The 23,031-nt window shown below is 35.2% G+C and carries 23 protein-coding genes; 7 read left to right on the top strand and 16 right to left on the bottom strand.

Annotated features, from left to right (window positions below; genetic code table 11):
• Positions 1-11 precede the first annotated feature (11 nt).
• Genes opp4B through opp4A form a run of 3 tightly spaced genes read left to right on the top strand, consistent with a single transcriptional unit; the run spans position 12 to position 3,688 of the window.
• Positions 12-977, top strand: a complete 966-nt coding sequence (gene opp4B, locus GFJ36_RS02850; protein ID WP_088061882.1) for an oligopeptide ABC transporter permease — start codon at positions 12-14, stop codon at positions 975-977.
• 17 nt (positions 978-994) lie between these two features.
• Complete coding sequence (locus GFJ36_RS02845) at positions 995-1,900, top strand: ABC transporter permease (protein WP_088061880.1); 906 nt, start codon at positions 995-997, stop codon at positions 1,898-1,900.
• A gap of 12 nt (positions 1,901-1,912) precedes the next feature.
• On the top strand, positions 1,913-3,688 hold the full coding sequence (gene opp4A, locus GFJ36_RS02840) for an oligopeptide ABC transporter substrate-binding protein (RefSeq protein ID WP_097890011.1): 1,776 nt from the start codon (positions 1,913-1,915) through the stop codon (positions 3,686-3,688).
• A gap of 100 nt (positions 3,689-3,788) precedes the next feature.
• Here opp4A and GFJ36_RS02835 read toward each other — a convergent pair whose 3' ends face one another.
• The 4 genes from GFJ36_RS02835 to GFJ36_RS02820 all read right to left on the bottom strand — a co-directional run bounded on the left by GFJ36_RS02835 (position 3,789) and on the right by GFJ36_RS02820 (position 7,470).
• Positions 3,789-3,914, bottom strand: coding sequence for a DUF4027 family protein (locus tag GFJ36_RS02835; protein WP_082181333.1), 126 nt, complete (start codon positions 3,912-3,914; stop codon positions 3,789-3,791).
• A gap of 211 nt (positions 3,915-4,125) precedes the next feature.
• Entirely contained in the window at positions 4,126-4,548 is a 423-nt protein-coding gene (locus tag GFJ36_RS02830; RefSeq protein ID WP_000277996.1) for a universal stress protein, read from the bottom strand.
• A 65-nt stretch (positions 4,549-4,613) separates the two neighbouring features.
• Positions 4,614-6,065: a SulP family inorganic anion transporter gene (locus GFJ36_RS02825; RefSeq protein WP_097890012.1), complete on the bottom strand. Its 1,452-nt coding sequence runs from the start codon at positions 6,063-6,065 to the stop codon at positions 4,614-4,616.
• 157 nt (positions 6,066-6,222) lie between these two features.
• Complete coding sequence (locus GFJ36_RS02820) at positions 6,223-7,470, bottom strand: cell wall-binding repeat-containing protein (RefSeq protein WP_157349450.1); 1,248 nt, start codon at positions 7,468-7,470, stop codon at positions 6,223-6,225.
• A 174-nt stretch (positions 7,471-7,644) separates the two neighbouring features.
• Between GFJ36_RS02820 and GFJ36_RS02815 the strand changes: the two genes are divergently transcribed.
• Positions 7,645-8,322: a response regulator transcription factor gene (locus GFJ36_RS02815; RefSeq protein WP_087983348.1), complete on the top strand. Its 678-nt coding sequence runs from the start codon at positions 7,645-7,647 to the stop codon at positions 8,320-8,322.
• Between the two features lie 11 nt (positions 8,323-8,333).
• Positions 8,334-9,719, top strand: coding sequence for a sensor histidine kinase (locus GFJ36_RS02810; protein WP_087983350.1), 1,386 nt, complete (start codon positions 8,334-8,336; stop codon positions 9,717-9,719).
• A gap of 19 nt (positions 9,720-9,738) precedes the next feature.
• On the opposite strand, the gene GFJ36_RS02805 is transcribed toward GFJ36_RS02810, so the two are convergent.
• The gene (locus GFJ36_RS02805) at positions 9,739-10,260 is read right to left on the bottom strand and encodes a dihydrofolate reductase family protein (RefSeq protein ID WP_087983352.1); all 522 of its coding nucleotides are present in this window, start codon (positions 10,258-10,260) and stop codon (positions 9,739-9,741) included.
• Between the two features lie 107 nt (positions 10,261-10,367).
• Between GFJ36_RS02805 and GFJ36_RS02800 the strand changes: the two genes are divergently transcribed.
• Positions 10,368-11,309, top strand: coding sequence for a helix-turn-helix transcriptional regulator (locus GFJ36_RS02800; protein WP_087983354.1), 942 nt, complete (start codon positions 10,368-10,370; stop codon positions 11,307-11,309).
• Positions 11,310-11,415: 106 nt separating this feature from the next.
• Here the strand turns inward: GFJ36_RS02800 and GFJ36_RS02795 are convergent, their stop codons facing one another.
• From GFJ36_RS02795 to GFJ36_RS02770, 6 genes are all read right to left on the bottom strand, one after another.
• Positions 11,416-11,793 carry an OsmC family protein gene (locus GFJ36_RS02795; RefSeq protein ID WP_087983356.1) on the bottom strand — a complete coding sequence of 126 codons (378 nt, stop codon included), beginning with the start codon at positions 11,791-11,793 and terminating at the stop codon, positions 11,416-11,418.
• Positions 11,777-13,195 carry an amino acid permease gene (locus GFJ36_RS02790; protein ID WP_087983358.1) on the bottom strand — a complete coding sequence of 473 codons (1,419 nt, stop codon included), beginning with the start codon at positions 13,193-13,195 and terminating at the stop codon, positions 11,777-11,779. Before GFJ36_RS02790 ends, GFJ36_RS02795 begins: the two co-directional genes overlap by 17 nt.
• Before the next feature lie 204 nt (positions 13,196-13,399).
• Positions 13,400-14,044, bottom strand: a complete 645-nt coding sequence (locus tag GFJ36_RS02785; RefSeq protein WP_048541720.1) for an amino acid ABC transporter permease — start codon at positions 14,042-14,044, stop codon at positions 13,400-13,402.
• Positions 14,045-14,701 carry an amino acid ABC transporter permease gene (locus GFJ36_RS02780; RefSeq protein WP_048541718.1) on the bottom strand — a complete coding sequence of 219 codons (657 nt, stop codon included), beginning with the start codon at positions 14,699-14,701 and terminating at the stop codon, positions 14,045-14,047.
• A gap of 100 nt (positions 14,702-14,801) precedes the next feature.
• Positions 14,802-15,632, bottom strand: a complete 831-nt coding sequence (gene glnH / locus GFJ36_RS02775; protein WP_000916483.1) for a glutamine ABC transporter substrate-binding protein GlnH — start codon at positions 15,630-15,632, stop codon at positions 14,802-14,804.
• A 12-nt stretch (positions 15,633-15,644) separates the two neighbouring features.
• On the bottom strand, positions 15,645-16,376 hold the full coding sequence (locus tag GFJ36_RS02770; protein ID WP_048541716.1) for an amino acid ABC transporter ATP-binding protein: 732 nt from the start codon (positions 16,374-16,376) through the stop codon (positions 15,645-15,647).
• 273 nt (positions 16,377-16,649) lie between these two features.
• Between GFJ36_RS02770 and GFJ36_RS02765 the strand changes: the two genes are divergently transcribed.
• Positions 16,650-18,119 carry an RNA-guided endonuclease InsQ/TnpB family protein gene (locus GFJ36_RS02765; RefSeq protein ID WP_097890014.1) on the top strand — a complete coding sequence of 490 codons (1,470 nt, stop codon included), beginning with the start codon at positions 16,650-16,652 and terminating at the stop codon, positions 18,117-18,119.
• A 53-nt stretch (positions 18,120-18,172) separates the two neighbouring features.
• Here GFJ36_RS02765 and GFJ36_RS02760 read toward each other — a convergent pair whose 3' ends face one another.
• The 5 genes from GFJ36_RS02760 to GFJ36_RS29345 all read right to left on the bottom strand — a co-directional run.
• The gene (locus GFJ36_RS02760) at positions 18,173-19,633 is read right to left on the bottom strand and encodes an alanine/glycine:cation symporter family protein (protein WP_097890017.1); all 1,461 of its coding nucleotides are present in this window, start codon (positions 19,631-19,633) and stop codon (positions 18,173-18,175) included.
• A 159-nt stretch (positions 19,634-19,792) separates the two neighbouring features.
• Positions 19,793-20,764 (bottom strand): phosphotransferase enzyme family protein, encoded by a 972-nt coding sequence (locus tag GFJ36_RS02755; RefSeq protein ID WP_098230519.1) that lies wholly within the window; start codon positions 20,762-20,764, stop codon positions 19,793-19,795.
• A 23-nt stretch (positions 20,765-20,787) separates the two neighbouring features.
• Complete coding sequence (locus GFJ36_RS02750) at positions 20,788-21,474, bottom strand: CPBP family intramembrane glutamic endopeptidase (protein WP_097890018.1); 687 nt, start codon at positions 21,472-21,474, stop codon at positions 20,788-20,790.
• Between the two features lie 203 nt (positions 21,475-21,677).
• On the bottom strand, positions 21,678-22,277 hold the full coding sequence (locus GFJ36_RS02745; RefSeq protein WP_000023371.1) for a TasA family protein: 600 nt from the start codon (positions 22,275-22,277) through the stop codon (positions 21,678-21,680).
• 258 nt (positions 22,278-22,535) lie between these two features.
• Positions 22,536-23,031 (bottom strand): dockerin type I domain-containing protein (locus GFJ36_RS29345; protein ID WP_346265319.1); only part of this gene is annotated, 496 nt, incomplete at its 5' end.

Raw genomic sequence — 23,031 nt, 5'->3', positions numbered from 1 at the left:
AGTGATAAAACATGTGGAAGTTTATATTACGGAGATTTTTAGTGATGATCCCGCAATTATTCGTGTTAAGTGTACTTGTCTTTCTATTAGCTAAGGCAATGCCAGGCGATGCCTTAACCGGCAGAGCAATGAATCCAAAAGCGGATCCAAAAGTGATTGAAGAACAACGTGAAAAGCTTGGATTAAATGACCCAGTTGCAACACAATATGTTCGCTGGATTAAAAATGCAGCCCAAGGTGACTTCGGTATTTCCTATGCACATAAAATGAAAGTAACCGATTTAATTGGAGAACGACTTGGAAATACAGTATCTTTAGCACTTGTTATTCTTATCCTTACTTATTTAATTGCCATACCACTAGGAGTTATAAGTGGGCGGTGGAATGATACATGGGCTGATCGACTCATTACCATTTATAACTATCTAGGTTTTGCTACACCACTATTTATATTTGCATTAATTATGCTCTTCCTATTCGGATTTAAGTTTGCAATATTCCCAACCGGCGGTAGCGTTGATCCTCAAGTTGCAACAGGTACATTTGCTTACTATTTAAGCAAATTGAATCACATGCTATTACCAGCTTTATCTGGTGCATTAATTGCGACAGTTGGTACGGTTCAATATTTACGAAGCGAAATTATTGATACGAAACATAAAGATTTTGTGCGTACAGTAAGAGCAAAGGGTGTTCCAGAATCAAAAATCTATTCTAGACATATTTTACGAAATTCATTCTTACCAATTGCAGCCTTCTTAGGCTATGAAATTACAGGATTAGTTGGCGGTGCCATCTTTTTAGAAAGTATTTTTAGCTATCCAGGAATTGGACAACTATTTATACAATCTATCTCTCAACGTGATTTTAGTGTAATAACTGCACTCGTTATGTTTACTGGATTTGCAACGTTACTTGGAACTCTCCTTTCAGATATTATTCTAAGCATCGTCGATCCACGTATTCGTATTGATTAAAGAAAGGAGATGACGTTATGTTAGCAAACCCTGAAAAACAAACTGAAGTTATTCATTACGAAAAAAGCCCTTCTGGTTTCTCTATTATGTGGCGAGAACTTCGTAAAGATAAATTAGCAATGTTTTCACTTATTTTCCTAGCAATCTTATTACTAGCAGTCTACGCAACATCTTTTATTATGAAACAAGAAGATATTGTACGAGTTGATTTATTCGCTATTTATGCTCCTCCCTCTGCTGAACATTGGTTAGGAACAGATTACGGAGGACGCGACATTTTCGGCCAACTTATTATTGGTACACGTAACTCCTTTACAATTGGATTAGCAATTACTATTCTTTCTTGTGTAATTGGCCTTTCAATTGGATTAATTGCCGGTTATTTTGGAGGAGCAATTGATAATATCATTATGCGCATTATCGACTTTGTTATGGTTTTACCATTTTTAATGCTTGTAATTGTATTTATTACACTTGTTCCTACATTCAATATCTTCACTTTCATTTTAATTATGAGCGTGTTCTTATGGACAGGAAAGGCAAGATTAATTCGCTCAAAAGTATTAACTGAAAAAGAACTCGATTATGTCTCTGCATCAAAAACTTTAGGAACACCAAACTGGAAGATCATTCTTTTCCAAGTACTACCTAACTTAAGTTCCATTATCATTGTTAGCGTTACATTAAACCTTGCTGGAAACATCGGTATTGAATCTGGTCTAACCTTCTTAGGATTTGGTCTACCAGAAAGTACACCAAGCCTTGGTACACTTGTTAGTTATGCTAGAAATCCAGATGTATTACAAGAGAAGTGGTGGATTTGGTTACCCGCATCAATCATGATTTTAACATTGATGCTTTGTATAAATTTTATTGGTCAAGCGCTACGCCGTTCGGCCGACGCAAGACAAAGAAAAGGATAAGGGGTGGAAGAAATGACAAATAAGCCAAAGTTTTTCAAAGTATTAAGTACACTTGCAGTTTCAACATTACTACTTTCAGCATGTGGGGGCAGTGGTGGTAGTGAAAAAACGAGCAGCACAAAAAAAGTAGATACAAATAAATTTAGTGCATCTGTTAAAAATGATAAAAAGGAAATTAAAGATGGTTCATTAACATATGGTCTTGTTTCTAACACACCATTTGAAGGACTTTTGAACTTCGCTGTATATGAAGGAGATCCTGATAACCAGGTCATTACAATTTTCGATGAATCTTTATTATCAAATGACGAAAACTGGGAATACACGAATGATGGTGCTGCTACATATGAAATTTCTAAAGATAAAAAGACAATTACACTAAAAATTAAAGATAATGTAAAATGGCATGATGGAAACCCTGTTACTGCTGAGGATTTAGAATACTCTTATCTAGTAATTGGTAGCAAACAATATGCTGGTTCTCGCTATGACACTCAAATGCAAATGATTGAAGGTATGGAAGATTACCACAATGGAAAAGCTGAAAAAATTTCAGGTATCAAGGTAACGGACCCAAAAACAATTTCGATTACGTTTAAAGAACCGAATCCTTCAGTGAAAACTGGACTTTGGGCATATCCTCTTCATAAGAAATACTTAGGAGATGTACCAATCGATAAATTAGCAGAGTCTGATAAAATCCGTAAAAACCCAATTGGTTTCGGACCTTTTAAAGTGAAGAAAATTACTCCTGGAGAATCCGTTGAATTTGAACGTTTTGATGACTATTATGGCGGAAAACCAAAGCTGAAAAGCATGGTTTTAAAAGTTGTTAACCCTTCCGTTGTTAACGCGTCCTTAAAAAATGGTGATATTGACATTGCTGAAGTAAGTGCAGATCAGTATCCAAATGTAAGTAAATTAAAAAATGCACAATTAGTCGGTAAAACCGATTTATACTATAGCTATATCGGCTTTAAGTTAGGCCATATGGATAAAGAAAAAGAAGAAGTAGTGATGGATAAGGAGAAATTTAAAGATGTTCGTGTACGTCAAGCAATGGCTTATGCTATTGATAGAAAAGAAATTGGTGAAAAATTATATCATGGCCTACGTTATCCAGCTAACTCACCAATCCCACCATCTCTACCAAAATATCATAACAATAAAGTTGGTGCCTATGATAAAGATGTAGAAAAAGCTAAAAAGTTATTAGATGAAGCTGGCTATAAAGATACGAACGGAGATGGATTCCGTGAAGATCCGAATGGTAAAGAATTTAAAGCTAATTTCTTATCAATGAGTGGTAGCGATGTAAGTGAACCACTTGCAAAATTCTTTATTCAATCTTGGAAAGACATCGGCCTAAAAGTAGAACTTCTTGATGGTCGCTTACACGAATTCAACTCCTTCTACGATATGATTAAAAAAGATGATCCAAAAGTTGATCTTTTCGCTGCCGCTTGGGGAACTGCATCTGATCCAGACCCTTCTGGTATTTGGGCTAAAAATGCAGCGTTCAATTACACACGTTGGTCTACTGACAAAAACACAGAATTATTAAAACAGGGTATTTCTAAAGAAGCTGCTGATGAAAAGTACCGTAAAGATGTATACGATAAATGGCAAAAATTAGTTCATGATGAAGTACCATTAATTCCACTTCATTATAAATTTGACTTAAAAGGTGTAAATAATCGCGTAAAGGATTATAAATATACACCAGAAGATCAATATAAATGGGGTAACGTTAGCGTAACAAGTGATAAAGCAGAAACAGAGAAATAAGAAAATAGCTCCTAGCACTGAGGTACATGCTAGGAGCTATTTTTTATTTATAACCCTTCTCTCGCTATTAATAACAACCAATTCCTTTCCTACTGTAAGATTAAAAGATTTGATGAATCATCTTTATTACAACAGCTAACGTAACAGATGCAGCAAATCCTCCTAAACAAATTAAGCTTACCCCTTGACTGTATGATAAATTTTGAAATGATTTCATTGCTTCCATCCTCCCTATCTCCCCTTTGATACTCTTATTTTACCAATGGGAAAATTTTCATAACATCGATTTTACTAACAACTAACTTACAAATTTGTAAGTTAATAATTTCCCTTTAAACTTATATATCTAGTATGTCCAAGCTCTCTCCCTTTATACGTCAAAAAAGACCTCGAATTACATCAAGGTCTTGCTTACACTACAAAATATCTCATTCAATTTACTTTATAATCATCACCGGGCATTTTACACGCTTTGCTATTTTATGACTGACACTACCAAGTACCATCTCTTGCAATGTATTTAACCCTCTACTGCCAGCGATAACGAGATCTATATCCCCTGTATTTACATATTGAACAATCGTATCTCCTGGATCGCCATGTAATATCGTAATTTTATAAGAAATGTTCTCTTTCTTTAATAAACCTTCAATCTCTTTTAATTTATCTTTTCGACTAGCCGATATTGTTTCTAAATCTGTTTGACCTTGTATAATATCTGATTTTGCCGTTCTATTATCTACTACGTACACAACTTCAACATTTGTTTCTTCGCTACATTTCGCAATATATGTTGCATGTTCCGCTGCTCGAAGTGCATGTTCAGAACCGTCACATGCTAATATAATTTGTTTGTACATATGCTGAATCCCCTTTTCGTTATCCTACCCGTATTATATAATAAAGCCCCCTAAAAAGGAGGCTTCTAACTTGCGATTCTTTTATTATAAGTAGCTAAATTTGAAATAATTTTCGAGCTTCGTTCATTTAATCCCGTTATACTTACTTTCACGTCACTTTGTTCATACTTCATGATAACTTTATCAATTGCGGCTACTGCTGAATCATCCCATACGTGTGCGTGAGTAAAATTCAACTCAATTTCTTTTACATCTTCCTCAAATGTAAAATTATTTATAAAGTCTGCTGTAGATGCAAAGAAAAGTTGACCATGAATTTCGTATATTTTCTTATTTTCAATATATAAATGTTTCACGTGAATCTTTGCCATATTGAATGCAAATAAAACCGCACTAATTACTGTTCCGATAATTACACCTAATGCTAAATTATGTGTAATTAAGACAATCACAACTGTTACGATCATAACAAATGCGTTTCCTTTTGGTACTTTATGAATCGTTGTTACAGAGTTCCAATCAAATGTTCCAATTGAAACCATAATCATAACTGCAACTAAAGCTGCCATCGGAATATGAACGACATAATCACCTAAAACGAACAGTAATACGATTAGAAATCCACCCGCTACAAATGTTGATAAACGACCTCGTCCACCTGATTTAATATTAATAACAGATTGTCCAATCATTGCACATCCTGCCATTCCTCCGAAGAAACCAGCGACAATGTTTGCGATACCTTGACCACGTGCCTCTTTATGTTTATTACTTTCCGTATGCGTCATATCATCTAAAACTGAAGCTGTTAATAAAGACTCTAGTAAACCGATAATTGCAAGCATAACTGCGTACGGTAAAATAATCCCTAATGTCTCAAGTGTAAAAGGCACGTCAGGCATGCTAAAGAACGGTAATTCTTTCGGCAAGCTTCCCATATCCCCTACTGTTTTTAACTGTAATCCGCTCATAAGTGCAATACCTGTCACAATAATAATGGAAATAAGTGTAGACGGTACAGCTGTCGTAATACGTGGAAATACATATATAATTACAAGTCCTAATGCGACAAGTGCATACATTTGCCAAGTTGCATTTTTAAAATGTGGCAATTGCGCTGTAAAAACTAAAATTCCAAGTGAATTTAAAAAACCACTCATAACAGATTTAGGAACAAACTTCATAAATGAGCTCAGTTTGAACACGCCAAAAATAATTTGGACAATACCGGTTAATATTGTTGTAGCAAATAAGTATTGCAAACCATGATCCTTAACGAGCGTGACCATTAATAATGCCATTGCACCTGTTGCAGCTGAAATCATCCCAGTTCGTCCGCCAACAAATGAAATGGTAACTGCAATACAAAAGGCTGCGTATAACCCAACGGTCGGGTCCACGCCTGCAATAACTGAGAAAGCAATCGCTTCAGGAATTAACGCTAAAGCAACGACAATTCCCGATAGCACGTCTCCTCTCACATTGGAGAACCAGTCATTTTTTATCGTTTGAAACAAAATACCACTCCTCTACTCTTTTATCATTTGATTTTCTCCATAAGAAAATCTCGGCCGACTGCACGAAGGATATTATATAACGAGTAGAGAGATTTTTGCTATGTAAAAGTTTCCTAAAGAAAAAGACGCTACCTTAGCAGCGCCTTTACTCACTTTATTAATGTCCACCGTGCCCTTGACCACTTTCTTGAACAATCTCTAGCCTCTCATCCAATATACCTTGTGTTTCAAATGAAATATCACTCGTACTTCCTAATAAGAAGCCGTGGTTATATGGTCCAAGCGTTGGGTCATCTTTAAACTTCGGCTGAATACTAGCAAGGAAGTCATACACTGGTTGTGAAGCTTTCCCTTCTTCTAACAATACAATAGGTGCGTGTTTACCCATATGTGAAAATGGTGCTCCTGCAACTGCTAAATCTGGTGTTTTGCTTGAAACAAATGATAAACCGTGAACTGGTTTTGTGAACCCCCAGCCAAATTTCGTTTTTTCATCTTTAAACTTCGCAAATGCAACCGAATTTTCTGTTGGAGTCTCTCCACTAATACGCGTTACTTTTCCGTATTTACTTAACTCTTTTGCTACTGCTTTTGAAATGATTTTTTCTGGTCCTAATACATATATATTCGCTTTATCTTTTCTCATTTTTAATGCCTCTATCGTCGCTTCTGGCACCTTATCTTTTTCTGTATATAAAAGCGGTTCTGGCATATGAGAAATCCAATTTACAGCTGGTGTTGTGTATAAACGCCCTTCTTCTTCAGACGAACCGATAATAACACTATTTGGATAACTTCCTGTTATATCGGCATATTCTTTATCCACATCTTTAGCAAATATAGCTGGATCCGTTTCTTTTATTTGCTTTACTTTATATGCTTTTAATTGCTCAAGGATAGATGGACCTACATCCCCCATCACCATAATTTGTGTTCCATCTTTCGTTCCGAGCGGATTTAATCGTTTTATTTCTTTTAACGTCATTTCGGGTACCTTTTCTTTTTCTATAAATAAAATTGGACCGTTATTCGGATGGTGAATAAGATCCGCACTCGCAATACCTAATTGCCACTCGTTTACTGGCACTAAAATAACAGCGCCTGGCTGATTCTCTTTATGCGTTGCTGGCCATATCGTTTGCGAAGTTACTACTGCCATTTGCAAAGGATCGTTTGTGTTTAATCTCGTTACATTTTTTAAACTTGTCGTTAATAAACCATTCGATGCACCTTCGTTCATTTCTTTCGGCGCAGTTACCTCCTGATTCATTTTCATTTCCGTTTGCTCTGTTTTTTTCTCTTCTTTAGATTCATGTTTTTTATGATCCGTGTTCGTTTGTCCACATGCAGCAAGACCAACTGCTGTAATTATTGTTATCCCAAAGATTCGGGTCATCTGTTTCACTATACCGCCTCCGTTTGAATCGTTTTCGAGCCAATATGATTACCTAAAATGAAATTTCAACTTTACAATAACAAGCAATTCTGAAGAAATTATGCAGATGCATGATAATCTGCACCATTTCTTCATGATTTTGACTTACAATTTAAGTAATAACTACAAATGCGGAGGTACTCTATGGTCGATATACTACTCGTAGATGATGAGCCGAGAATGCTTGAATTATTAACGCTTTATCTTACTCCAATCGGATATAACTGCGTATGTGCAGTGTCCGGGGAAGAAGCTATTTCACATATAGAAAATCAAAATTTCAAATTTGTTTTACTCGATATTATGATGCCAAAGATGGATGGATGGGAAACGTGCAAAAGAATTCGATCCTTTAGTAACGTTCCTATCATTATGGTAACGGCTCGTGATCAAACGGTAGATGTCATCCAAGGGTTAAAACTTGGAGCGGATGATTACGTAACGAAACCTTTCCATGAAGAAGAGCTTTTCGCAAGAATTGAAGCTGTTTTAAGGCGAACGAATCAACACGCGCAAATCCAATATCACGGCATTTTATGGGATGAGGCAAAGCATTTCGTTTCTGTCTATAATGAAGAACTTCTTCTCACTCCAATCGAATTCTCTTTACTCGGGTTATTTTTACGTCATGTGAACTACGTGTTAAGCCGTGATCAGCTCATTGAACGAATTTGGGGATTAAATACAAATACAGAAGATAGAACAGTCGATTCACATATTCGTAATTTGCGTGATAAATTACGAAAAGTAAATTTCCCTATTGATCATCATTTAAAAACTGTTTACGGAGTCGGATATCGGTGGATTGATACTCTAGATTAAGGAGCAAAACGATGAAGCGAATATCTATTCAACTCGGATTTTATTTTTTAATTGTTACACTTTTAATCGAAAGTGTTCTATTTGTCTTGCTTTATTATAGCCTTGTCAACAATAGAGTAAATGAAGAAATGACAGCTTTATTAAAGCGCGGAAATAGTCATCGGGATGTCCTTGAAAAGTATTTTGATAAGCAAACAATCTCCCATGTTGCACTAATGGAATCCGAAGCCGAAACCACTGTCGTTATTACAAATGCAAATAAGGATGTGCTAGCTAAATCCAATGAAATAAATACTACGATAAAAAAGCATATTGAAAAGATGCAAACACGCACAGATCATGATGGAGCAATTATAGAGAATCATTGGAAAACATCTAATTATATATGTACAGTTAGCCCCATTGTAGTGGCTGAAAAAACGGAAGGCTACGTATATATGTTTCTCGGAACAGAATCAATCGAGGAAATGGTTAACGGGCTAACAAGACAATTCATTATTGCAGGAGTCATTACGTTTCTATTAACAGTCATCACCATCTTTCTCTTATCACGGTTGTTAACAAAGCCATTGTTACACATGAAACATGCCACTGAAAAAATGAGTAAAGGCGATTTATCCGTTTCGTTAACGACTACTCGAAATGACGAAATTGGTGAACTAGCATCGTCTATTCAAACGCTTGCTAATGATTTACATTATATGAAAACAGAGCGAAGTGAATTTCTAGCAAGTGTTGCTCACGAATTACGAACACCGTTAACATACGTAAGAGGTTATGCTGACATTGCTTTAAAGGAAAACACATCTCCTGAGCAACGTTTGCGATATTTATCTATTATAAAAGATGAGTCTGATTATATTACGAACTTAGTTCAAGATTTATTTTCACTTGCACAAATGGAACAACATAACTTTTCTATTCAAGTAAAGGAAGTATATTTACACACCTTCCTTACTCGCATAGCCGAAAAGGTAAATGCCATGTATAAAGAAAGATACATTAAAGTTTCTTTCTCTTGTCCTCCTACACTGCTAATAAACTTAGATGAACAGCGATTTGAACAAGTTGTGGTAAACATTTTAAATAACGCTTATAGACATTCACAAAAGCATTCTCATATAAATATTTCTGTTACAGAAGAACATAAACGTATTTCCATTACAATTGAAGATGAAGGCGAAGGTATTCCGCCTGAAGACCTCCCTCACATTTTCGACCGTTTTTATCGAGTTGATAAAGCAAGATCACGAGCTACAGGCGGAACTGGTTTAGGACTATCTATCGTAAAAGAAATTGTAGAACTACACGGCGGGAATATTACTGTAACGAGCGAAGTCGATCATGGGTCTTGCTTTATCATTTCATTGCCATCTATACAAAAACACGACTACTGATAGTAGTCGTGTTTCTTTATCATTTTACTTTATAATATAAATTTACAAATTGCCCAAAACGTTTCGTATCCGTTAAAGTTAAATTAATTTCTGGATTCTTGTCTTGAAATAACGGAACTCCAGAACCTAATATATGCGGTGTAATCGTAACAACATATTCATCAATTAAATTATTCTTAAAGAATTCTCTTAATAGACTCCCTCCACCGACCATCCATATTTTAGATCCTTCTTGCTCTTTCAACCTTTTCGTAAACTCCACTACATCTTCATTTACAAACTCCACGTGTTCGTTTGAACCTTTTTCTGAGTTAGAGAAAACAAAACATTTTTTATCTACATACGGGAATGGTTCTATATGCTCTACTACATAATCGTACGTTCTTTTTCCCATAATTATTGTATCAATCGTTTCATACATTTCTGTATAACCGTTATCTCCCTCTCCTTCCGTTTCCATTAACCACTCTAAATCATCATTTTCTTTCGCAATATATCCATCCAAACTAACAGCTATAAATAAAACAACTTCACGTGACATCTCTTTTCCTCCTTGCAACGTATATTGATAAAATGACCTTATACACACTATACTAACCTTAAAACATGACAATTCATGTCATGTTAAAAAAGAAACGAGTGAGATAGTTGTCAAAAGCAAAACGTTTACTAGACATTCTTATATTCGCTTCTGCGAAAAGAACATTTACAGCTCAGGAAATAGCTGATGAATTTAACATTTCTGTTCGTACTGTCCATAGATATATTTTAGATTTAAGTGATATGGGATTACCCCTTTACGCAGAACAAGGTCGTAACGGAGGATATAAAGTATTAACGAATAGAGTCATTCCGCCTATTTTATTTACCGAAGAAGAAGCAGTATCCATCTTTTTTGCTTTTCAATCTTTAAGTTACTATCGAGACTTGCCCTTCAACGCAGAAATCAATTCCGTTACACATAAACTGTATAGTTCTCTACAACATGATGCGAAAGCGAAAGTTGCTAAAATACGTTCTTATATCACTTTTTGGAATCCGAAGAGAACAATTGAGACACCACTTTTAAACGAAGTGTTAACTGCGGCTATTGAAAATAAAAATTTACACTTTCAATACGAATCTAAATCGGGAATAAAAACAAAGCATGTTCACCCTATCGGTGTATATGCTCATGACGGGCTATGGTACTTACCATCCTATGACTTCAGTAGAAAAAAAGTTTTACTGTATCGCGTTGATCGTATTCTTTCTATATTATCAACAGAAGAAAATAAAAATACGTTCATGAATTTAGAAGAATGGTTTGCCTCTAGCTCTAACGTAGTACACACTCCTACTCAGTTACATGTCTCATTAACAGCAGAAGGTGTGCGCCAATGTAAAAGCGTTCCTTACCTTGAAGAATTCGTAGTAGTAAACGAAGACGGGACAGGATATATACATTCAACAATTGATAAAGGTGAAATTAACTTTATTACTCCTTTATTTTATAGAATTGGAAAAGATGCACAAGTTTTAGAACCGAAAGAATTGATAGATGGTTTACGTATACGCGCGAAAGAAATTTTACATATGTATGGAGACTGAAAAAGCTGCTAAATATAAGCAGCTTTTTAGTCTAATTATTCCATTACACTTTCTCCTCTCTCTAAAACATAAAAACGTGAGAGCCGTATTCTCACGTTTTTATGTTTCACTTTATTAGTTCAATTGTTTCCGTAACTTTTATACTATCTTTTACCGATTGAACAATCGTGCAATTTTTCACTGCAAGTTGTAGTGCCTTATCCAATTGCTCTTCTGTAGTGTTTTGTGCTTTAATTTTATAGTGCAAATGAACACTTTCAACTGGTTTTGATAAAGCTTCACTTCTACCAATTTCCGTTTCAATTGTAAACGTATCGTATGTAATACGTTTCTTTTCTAAAATTGTTCGAAAGACAATTGCACTACATCCTGCGATAGAAGAAACGAGTAATTGTAACGGTGAATACCCATTTTCTTTTCCAATAGCTAATGGACCATACGATAAATCTGCCTCTATACCATCATGCTTAATTTTTATTTTCATACTTCGCTTCCATCTCCACTTTCATCGGTTTCTTCCGTTTCTTACTCATATAATAATATATATAGCAGAAAATGATAAATGGAATACCACAGTATAACGCCATTCTTTGTTCTGGAATAAACGCTAAACTAATAACAACGATGCTATTTGTAATTAAAGCTAAAATAGGAACAATTGGATATAACGGCGTTCTATACTTTAAGTCCTCTAACTTTCCTCCGCCTTTTATATACTGACTTCTAAAGCGAAGTTGCGATAAAGCAATAATGATCCAACTTGAAACAGCTGACAAACCAGCTATAGATAATAAGTACATGTACACTGTATCTTCTGCAAGGAAACTTGTGAATAAAGAAAGGCCAGCTACTGCAATCGTTACAACCAGTGCTGTAATTGGAATACCACGCTTATTTACTTTCTGGAACGATGTTGGTGCCATTCCTTCATTTGCAAGTGACCATAATATACGAGTTGCCGCATATAATCCTGAATTCGCTACAGATAGTAACGCTGTAATAATAACGAAGTTCATAATATCAGCTGCGTATGGAATACCGATTTTATCAAATACGACTACGAATGGACTTTCAATTACCCCTGCTTCTTTCCAAGAAATTAATCCTACTAAAATCGTCATTGTTAAAATGAAGAATAACATAATGCGCCATACTGTATTACGAATTGCACGTGGAATTGTTTTTTCTGGATTTTCACTTTCTCCCGCTGCAATCCCGATTAACTCTGTTCCTTGGAATGAGAAGTTAACCGTAATCATTGTAAGTAATACGGCAGCTAGTCCATTCGGGAATAATCCACCATCGCTTACAAAGTTAGAGAAAAGAGGTGCTGCTTCTTTTCCGTCATATGATATAAACCCTAATAATGCACCACCACCAAGAACAACAAACGCAAGAATTGTCACTACTTTAATACTAGAGAACCAAAATTCTAATTCAGCATAACTTTTCGCCGAAATTGCGTTTGACGCATATAGAATAACGCCGAATACGAGACACCATACCCAAACATCAACATTTGGAAACCATCTTTTCATCATTAAACCAATTGACGTTAATTCTAGTCCTACTGTCACTGCCCAGCCAAGCCAATATAGCCAGCCAATCATAAAGCCCGTTCCTGGCCCAATAAACTTCGTCGCATACTTTTGGAAAGAACCTGAAACCGGCATTGCTACCGTTAACTCTCCAAGACAAAGCATTGTTAAATACATAATAAATCCGCCCACTAAATATGAAAGGATGGCTCCCCCTGGTCCAGCCTGATTAATGGTATAACCTGAACCTAAGAAAAAACCAGTCCCAATTACCCCACCTAGTGCGATCATAAATAAATGTCTACTCTTCATCGTACGATGTAATTTCTCATTCGTTGGTTGCTGCATCTAAATCCTCCCCCTACCGATACCCCTATATCTTGTTAAAATTTTCTGATAATAAAAATATACACGAAAGCGATTACAATTTCTATATAAAATTAAAACTTTTCTGATAAAACAATATAAAAAATCGAATTATCGCGAGATTTAGATTATAATTAAAGGAAAATAAGGAGAAACAAGGAAAAACCTTTACATATATTGTAAAGGTTAACGAATTTCTAATCTTCTCGATAAAATTGATAAACTATAATTTATGATAAAGTACATACAAGCTACTACTATAAACGTTGGAATCATATAATTCACATTCTGTCCGCTAATAATTTGAGCATTATGCATAAGCTCTGGCAGTGATATAACAACTGCTAATGATGTATCTTTCAGCAATGAAATAAACTGACTAACAAGCGGCGGGACCATTCTTCTTAATGCTTGTGGTAAAATAATGTGCCAAAGCGCTTGAACATACGTTAATCCTGAAGATCTTGCAGCCTCAATCTGTCCTTTTTCAATAGATAATAAACCACTTCGAACAATTTCAGATATCATTGCTGCTTCAAATATTGTTAAAGCAACAATTGTAGCTGTTATAATTTCTAATTTCAAGCCTGCTTCTGGAAGTGCAAAATACGTGAAAAATATAATTAAAAGTAGTGGTAAATTTCGAATTACTTCAACGATAATTCCTAATACTTGTGAGACGATAGGTATTTTCATATACCGCAATATCCCTATTACACTACCAATAATAAAGCTAAGTACAATCGCTACGAGCGCTACCTCTAGTGTTATAAGTAATCCTTTTAATAAAAACAGAATATGATCTCCTGTAATTGCTCCCTTAAAATCCATTTACACCGCCTCCTTTGCTAAGCGTTTTTCTAAATAACGCACTAGCATACTGAGCGGAATTGTTAATATTAAATAAAACATCCCGACAAATATATAGACGTCGAACGTAACCAATGTCTTCGTTGAAATTAAGTCTCCTTGATACATTAAATCCGTACCAGCGATAATTCCGAGTATGGAAGAGTTTTTTACTAAATTGAGAAATTGATTTCCTAGAGGAGGAATTACGATTTTCATCGCTTGGGGTAAAACGATATGGTACATTGCTTGCGTATAAGTCAATCCTGAGGAACGTGCTGCTTCCATTTGGCCTTTTGCGACTGATAAAATACCAGCGCGAATAACTTCCGCAATAAACGCTGCCGTATATACGGTAAGCGTAACTGTTCCTGCTACAAACCCATTTAAAGTAATTCCTATTACAGGTAAAGCAAAATAGAATATAAATGCAATTAATACAAGTGGAATATTTCTTACAAACTCCACAAAAGCTGATCCTATCCAATTTAAAATACGAATAGGTGCAATACGCATTACAGCCAAAATTACTCCTAAAATAAAGCTTCCTATTAATGCAATTACACTAGACATAACTGTATACTTAAAGCCTTCTAAATACATATCAATGTTATTCGTTAATATAGAAAAATCAGGCACATATTCTCCTCTCTTTCTTTACAAGAAGAGGATGAGCATTCCTCATCCTCTCACTGTTACTATTCACTAGAAATAAAGCCCCACTAATTAAAGTTTCACTTTACTTCTCTTGTTTTTGTCCAATCCATTTTTCATACAATTTATCGTATTCCCCATTCGCTTTCATATCTTTTAGTAAGCTATTAATCTCTTTCGTCAAATCATCTGCACCTTTTTGCACTGCAATTCCGTACGGTTCATCCGTAAAAATTTTCCCTACAACTTCATAATTTGAATCTTGTTTTGCCATGCCGTAAAGAATCGCATTATCTGTCGTTAAAACATCGCCTTTCCCCGCTTTTAACGCCGTAAATGCCTCACTGTAATTTTCAAATTCTAATACAGTCGCTTCTGGTGACTTTTGACGAATATTATTTGTAGACGTTGAACCTTTTACAGCTAACACTTTCACACCCTTTTTCACATCATCAATACTTTTAATATCGCTCCCTTTTTTCACAAGTAACGATTGCCCCGCTTTAAAATATACATCTGAAAAATCCACTTCTTTTTTACGTTCTTCTGTAATTGTCATTGTTGCGATAATTGCATCAATATCACCGTTTTTCAATAGTGGAATACGCGTTTTAGATGTTACTTCTTTTAATTCTAGTTTCTTTTCATCTCCGAGAATTTTTTTCGCAAGTGCTTTCGCGACATCAACATCAAATCCTTCTACCTGCCCAGTGGAAGGATTTTTTAATCCAAATAAGTTCGTATCATTCTTCACCCCAACTACTAGTTTCCCGCGCTTTTTAATTTGCTCAACAGCCCCACCTTGCTTCGTATTCGTTTCTTTCGCCTCATCTTTTTTACTTCCGCATCCGGCAACGACAAGTACGAATAAACATGAGAATACGATTAACGTAAACAGCTTTTTCATTTTAAGCATGAAATTCCTCCTTTAATGATTTAACACTCGGCTTAAAAATAGACGAGCTCTTTCCTGTTCAGGATTTGCAAAAAATTGTGTTGGTGTCGTATCTTCAATAATTTGACCATCATCCATAAATAAGATCCGATCTGCTACTTCTCGCGCAAATCCCATTTCATGCGTGACAACGACCATTGTCATTCCTTCTTTAGCTAGTGTTTTCATAACATCAAGTACTTCCCCAATCATCTCCGGATCAAGAGCAGACGTAGGCTCATCGAATAGCATAATTTCCGGCTGCATTGCCAATCCCCTAGCAATCGCTACCCTTTGCTGTTGTCCTCCGGATAATTGATGCGGGTATACACTAGCCTTCTCCGGAATTCCTACTTTCTCTAAATAAAACATCGCTGTTTGCTCAGCTTCCTCTTTTGAAACTTTATTTACTTTAATCGGTGCTAGTGTAATATTTTGAAGAACCGTTTTATGTGGATATAAATAAAAATGTTGAAAGACCATCCCAATATTCCGGCGTAATTCATTCATATCTGTTTTTGTATTGTGTACCTCCGTATTTTGTACAAGTAACTCTCCATCTGTAATTGTCTCTAGCTGATTTATACACCGAAGCAACGTGCTTTTTCCTGATCCTGAAGGACCAACAACTACTACCACTTCACCTTTTTTCACTTGCACATTAATATCTTTTAAAACTTGAAAGTTGCCATAATATTTATTTACATTACGAAACTCTATCAACATACTCTCCCCCTCCTTCCCCTAACAAAGCATGTACATTCTTTTTATATTCAAAAATGGGCAAAAAAATAACTTCCAGCCTCATTTTGTCCATAAAAAAAGCAAAGGGATTTCCCTTTGCTTCTTCATTTCTATCATGCCTTTCGAGAGAACTCCCACCTCTAAACGTAAGTGAAGGTGGTGAGGTGAATCGAAAGAAATATTTTATTTTCAAGAAAAAAACAGAAACATACGTTCTATTTTTGCTATAATATCCTTAACAAGGAGGTGAATAAAATGACAAAGGAAAATCCATCAAACTATAAAACTCTTCAAATTTGGATTAAAAAAGGGCATCGTATGTATTCTTATTTTCAAGAATGTTGTCATAACGCTAAGAACATGTACAACACCACAAACTTTTATATACGCCAGGTGTACACTGGATTAACACAAGAAAAAAAGTTGCAGCCTTTGCAAAAAGAAGTTCTGGATAATATTCATAAAAATATTGGTAAGATGAATGACACACAACGTCTTGCCTATGAGAAGAAATTGGAAAAAGAGAAATTAAAGCCTAAAGAAGAACAGAAAGAGATTAAATGTAATTTGTTTTCAGAACCTAATTTTGAAAAACCTTATGTAGATTACAACTTTCTAGATGCACTATTTAAGGTTATGATTCAAAATGATTATCGAGCTTTGCCTACGCAATGTAGCCAGTCAATCATGAAAGGTCTGTTCCAAAATTGGAAATCTTTTTTTGCTAGTTTAAAAGACTATAAAAAGAATCCAACCAAATATGCTGGAATGCCTAGGATTCCAAAGTATATTCGTTCTTCTGAAAAAGAGATTCTGTATACAAACCAAGATTGCATTATTAAAAACGGTAGATTTTTAAAGTTTCCAAAGACGAAATTACAATTAAATATTGGGAAACTAGGTTTCACTGAAGGTAAACTGAAACAAGTTCGTGTGATTCCAAAATACAATGAATATGTAGTGGAATTGGTAATTGATGTTCCTTCTGAACAACAAATTATTGAAGAGAATGCTCGTTATATGAGTATTGATTTAGGGATTGATAACCTTGCAACCATCGTAACAAACACAGGTATGAAACCTGTCCTTGTTAAGGGCAAACATGTCAAAAGCATAAATCAATATTACAACAAAATGAAGAGTCATTTTACAAGCATTCTTAGAAATGGAAAACAAACTAATGAAGGACCTTTTACTTCTAAAAGGATAGAAAAACTTCATCAAAAACGTTACTTGAAAATAAAAGACGTCTTCCATAAAGTTAGTCACCGTATCGTAAAACTAGCTCAAGAAGAAGAAGTTTGTAAAATCGTTATTGGTCAAAACAAAAGTTGGAAACAAGAAACGAATATAGGAAAAAGAAATAACCAATCGTTTTGTCATATCCCACATAGTTTACTGATTCAAATGATTACATACAAAGCAAATGCTGTAGGCATTCAAGTTGTTGTAACTGAAGAATCATATACATCGAAAGCAAGTTTTCTGGATAACGACTTCATTCCAACGTATGGAGAAAATGACCAAAATACAACTTTTTCAGGAAGACGAATAGAGCGCGGCATATATCGTTCAGCAAATAAAACTTTAATTAATGCAGATGTAAATGCTGCGGCTAACATTTTACGAAAAGTAGTCCCAAATGCATGGACAAATGGGATAGAGGGGTTAGGCGTCAAACAGCTCGCTAATGTGTTAACTCCCCTGACGTTAATCGTCCGTTAGGTCGAAACGTTAGAAACCCCCACTTCAAGCTTTGCTAAGTGGGGGAGTGTTCATTAAGATACTTCTTCTTTCTTATCTTTTCCGTATTCATGCTCCCAGAAATCAGCATTTTTAATTCCTAATGGCTCTGGATCGAATACCGGATCTTTTCCTTCTTTTTTCTGCTTTTCATAATCCTTTAATGCGACTAATGCGGGTTTTTGTAGTAGTAAAATCGCAATGATATTTACCCATGCCATAATCCCTACACCAATATCACCTAAAGCCCAAGCTGTTGCTGCTGTTTTTATACAGCCGTAGAATACAGCTCCTAAAAATACAAATTTTAGTACCATAGACAGCCAAGGACGGTCTTTATCACGATTTAAGTACGCGATATTCGTTTCTGCAATGTAGTAATACGCCATAATTGTTGTAAATGCAAAGAATAGTAACGAAATTGCAACGAAACCGTTTCCAAATCCAGGGAAAACAGATTCTACCGCAGCTTGTGTATATCCCGGTCCCGGCTGAGCACCATTTAATTTATTTACGATAAAGTTTTTTCCGCTTGCATCAAATACGTTATACATGCCTGTAATAATCATCATAAATGCTGTTGCTGAACAAACAAATAATGTATCAATGTAAACGGAAAATGCTTGCACTAAACCTTGTTTAGCTGGATGTGATACTTCCGCAGCAGCTGCTGCATGTGGTCCAGTTCCTTGCCCTGCCTCATTGGAATAAATACCACGTTTTACTCCCCAAGAAATTGCTAAACCGATAATACCACCGAAAGCCGCCTCTAATGCAAAAGCACTTCTTATAATTAACATAAATGCTTCTGGCAACTTTTCAATATTCATAGCAACAATAACGCAAGCTACTAAAATATAACCAACTGCCATAAACGGTACGACAACTTGTGCCACGTTAACAATTCGCTTTACTCCACCGAAGATGATAAGAGCTAATACAACAACTAATAAAGCCCCTGATACGGTAGTGTTAATTCCAAAAGCTGTTTCTAAACTTACAGCAATACTATTTGCTTGCACACCTGGTAGTAAAAGCCCCGTTGCAAGAATTGTCGCTGCAACGAATACTAATGCATACCATTTCACACCTAAACCTTTTTCAATGTAATAAGCAGGTCCACCACGAAACTGCCCTTGATGTTTCGTCTTATATATTTGTGCTAATGTAGATTCTACATAAGCTGATCCTGCTCCTAAAAAGGCCACTGCCCACATCCAAAATACAGCTCCTGGTCCACCGAATGCAACCGCTGTTGCTACCCCAGCTATATTCCCTGTCCCAACGCGCCCTGATAACGAAAGTGCTAACGCTTGGAATGAAGAAACACCAGCCTCTGATTTTTCACCTTGAAATGTCAGCTTTACCATTTCGCCTACATGCCTTACTTGTAAAAACCTCGTTCGAATGGAAAAATATAAACCTACTCCTAAACATAAATAAACAAGTGCTGGACTCCAAACAATATTATTTAACCAATTTACGAAAGCTTCCAACATTCCCCCTCCTCCTTTATAAAGAATATTCAGAATATATATAAAATTATAAGTGTATACTGAATCTATAACAATATTATTTTAATAAAACAAACATATTTTTGTATAAAAAAACAAAGCATACATTTATTCTGTATACTTTGTTTTCACAAAAATGTATTATATATTCACAATTGCTTCTTTTTTTATAATTCTTTCATATAGCTCTTCTGATAATTCTCGGAAGTTATCTGGCATATCTTTCCCCTTAAACTTCTTTTGAAGTGTACCGTATAAACCAACATCACGTAGACGTAAAAACAACGGTAACGATTCGTACCAACTATCCGCTAGTCTGTGCTCATACTCATAGCCTTTTCGTAACACTTGTAGCTGTTTACGAGCAAAGTCTGTCTTCTCTTCCGCTGTCCACGGTGTAAATAGAACAGAGTAATAGAGAACCATCGCTAAATCATGTATAAAGTAATTATAAGCCGCATCATCAAAATCAAAGATTGTTAGCTCTTTACCATCATAATGAAAATTACCGGGATGGATATCACCGTGCATAAGGCCGAACGTTTCTCTTTCAATTGGAAGAGCCTTTATTTCATCCATTAATACCGCTGCAATCTTTTTCACTTGATCATCTTCTAATTCATTAACAATCCCACTTTCGTCTTCTTCCCACGTATCACGATAGTCTGTTTTAGGATAGTTCATTGTTAGGCGATGCAGTTGGCCAATCGCTTTTCCCCATGCTTCAAAGTAAGTCTCTCCCCAATAAGGAGATTCTTCTCCTTTTACTTGCTCACCTTTTGCATATGTAAATAAGGAAGCGAAAAAGAAAGTTTCATCCTCTGCTCTAATTTCTTCTACAAAATTTTGAGACGTTGAATAAAGAGGTCCTGCTACCTTTGCCCCATTCTCCGCAACATATCGTAAAAAATCTAGTTCAGCTTCGACTCCCTTTTTAGAACGATGAGAAGAGTGAGTTAAACGTAATACATAATCTTCACCACGATCGCCCTTCGCCTTAAAAATATAATTTTCAAAATCTCCAAGTGGCTTCTCTTCCACTGTTACATGAAACAAACTCGCTGCTCTTTTTAAAACCTCTTTTGTAAAAACACGTTCTACAGCTATTTCCATATGTATCCCTCCTATATATCTTCTTAATTCGACACAAATGTTAAAAGTACTGCTATGAAATTAAATAGTGCGTGGGCAATTATAGCTGATAAAATAGAATTTGTTTTCTCATATAACCACGCAAATACTACTCCACTTAAAAAATTCACTGGTAATGTGTTATATGTTGGAATATGAACAACGGTAAATATTATGGAACTTATAAGCACTCCGCCCCATATACCATATTTATCACGAAAAAACGTATAAAAAACCCTTCGATACAAAATCTCTTCATAGATTGGTGATATAACTGCTGCTCCGATTACCGCGATACAGAATGAATATATTGATTTATCATTTTGGACCGTTTCCGTTTTACTATTTTCAAAAGAAATACCCATTTTCTCCATTATCATTAATACAGCAATACTAACTACAATTAAGAAAATAACCGCTCCAAATGTCCATAAGAAATCTTTCCATGAAAGCTTCCGAATTCCAATATCTCTCCACGAGAGCTTATATCTTTTTATACAAAAAAAATAAACTACAGTAGTAAATATCACTGCCATTATAAATCCCATTAATACTCCAGCATATAATGAGTTCCCTATTATTTTTAAAGCATAGTTATAAAAAAGAGATTCAACTGTTACTGGGACAATAATAAATACAAACACAAATAAATATAAAATTTCTTTCCATCCCCACATACTTTTCAAAATTATATACACCATCCCTCTACTCCTTGTTTCCTTAAGTATAAAAGATGACGTAACGTAACTTTCAAGCTTATTTTTTTTTCAAATAATCCAAGCATAATTTTCTCTCAAAACACAAAAAAGGTTGATTCACTAAATCAACCCTTACACTATTAAAAATTTTATTTCTCAATTCTTTATCAATTTATTCTTATATATAACATTTATCTTTATCTCTCTTCACCTTTTGTCTGCATTGAATTGAAAGTCCAATTTAATTTTAATGAATCTCCTTGAAATACATTTTGCTCTTCATTGCTATCTACAAATGTGAACATTACATAGAAAGTATCATCATCACCAGGAGCAAGTCCATTTCCTTCTCGGTCTACAACACCTTTTTGTACAAGATCAGGAATACTTCCGTTTTGCGTAGCTACCTTTAATTCAGATAATGTAGTAGACCAAATTGGAACCTCATTTTTATCCAAATTCCATAAGAAATCGACACGGATATGATCACCAAAATCAGCACTTCCATTATCTCCTTTAGCATCGATTACACTATAATCTGTAAGAAGTTTCACGTCTCCTATCGCTAAAGTTCCTTTGTTAACTAATTGAAAACCGCGTTCCATTTCATCACCTGGTTTAATATTGTCGACATTAATAACAACTTCAGGATTAACACTCAAATCTAAAGTACCCGCTGCAAACGTGTTTTGTGATACTTCCTTATCACTAAAATACGCATATGTCCCCCCGCCAATTAAAGATAAACCAAGCCCTGCAGTTACAACACCCATACCAAGTTTTTTCTTAATACTCATTTCACAAGTCCTCCTATTTTTAAAGTTCAAACTCCAAACCTTATTTCCATCCCACAAACAATACTAATTAAACAAATAATATTCCCCATAACGAAACCTAACCAACGTTAAACTATTTACTTCATGTATACAAATAACTATCACTTTAAGAATAACCGGTAATGTTACATCGAATCATTACCGGTCCATTGTTAGTAAATCCTATTTAATTCTATACTCATTGTTTTATCACTTAGTTTACTCTAGAATTGTGCCCACTTATTTTTTTGGCTCTAATCCAATGGAACGTAAGATTTTATCTAACGTCACTGGCCCTACATTTTCTTTCGGTTTCTGATTTTCTTTGGCATCTGGACCCTTTTTCAAGAAATTCTTCTCAATAAAACGAATATCTGTTTCATTTACAACACCATCTTGATTGACATCTCCATCTTTTACAGCCACTTTTCCTTTTTCGTATGAAAGAGCTGCTATTCTAGCATCTTGAATATCTACCATTTTATCGCCGTTTACATCACCTGCAAGGCTGTCATCCATATCAGCTCTAAAGTTTTGTCCCACTAATTCTCCATCCTGCATTTTCCCTATTTTTGTAGTTAATTTACTATTTAAATGACCTGGCATTTCTACGAAAATATTATATTCTGTATCACTTACTGGAACACTATGAATTTCAAATTGCCCATTATCATCAACCGTTCCTGTATATTTCTTTCCATCCTTACCAACTGCATACACTTTTGCTCCTAGTTTT

Origin of the sequence: Bacillus sp. EE-W1 (assembly GCF_009760835.1) — a bacterium.
Classification (GTDB): domain Bacteria; phylum Bacillota; class Bacilli; order Bacillales; family Bacillaceae_G; genus Bacillus_A; species Bacillus_A wiedmannii.
This window is presented reverse-complemented; position numbering and strand designations above follow the sequence as displayed.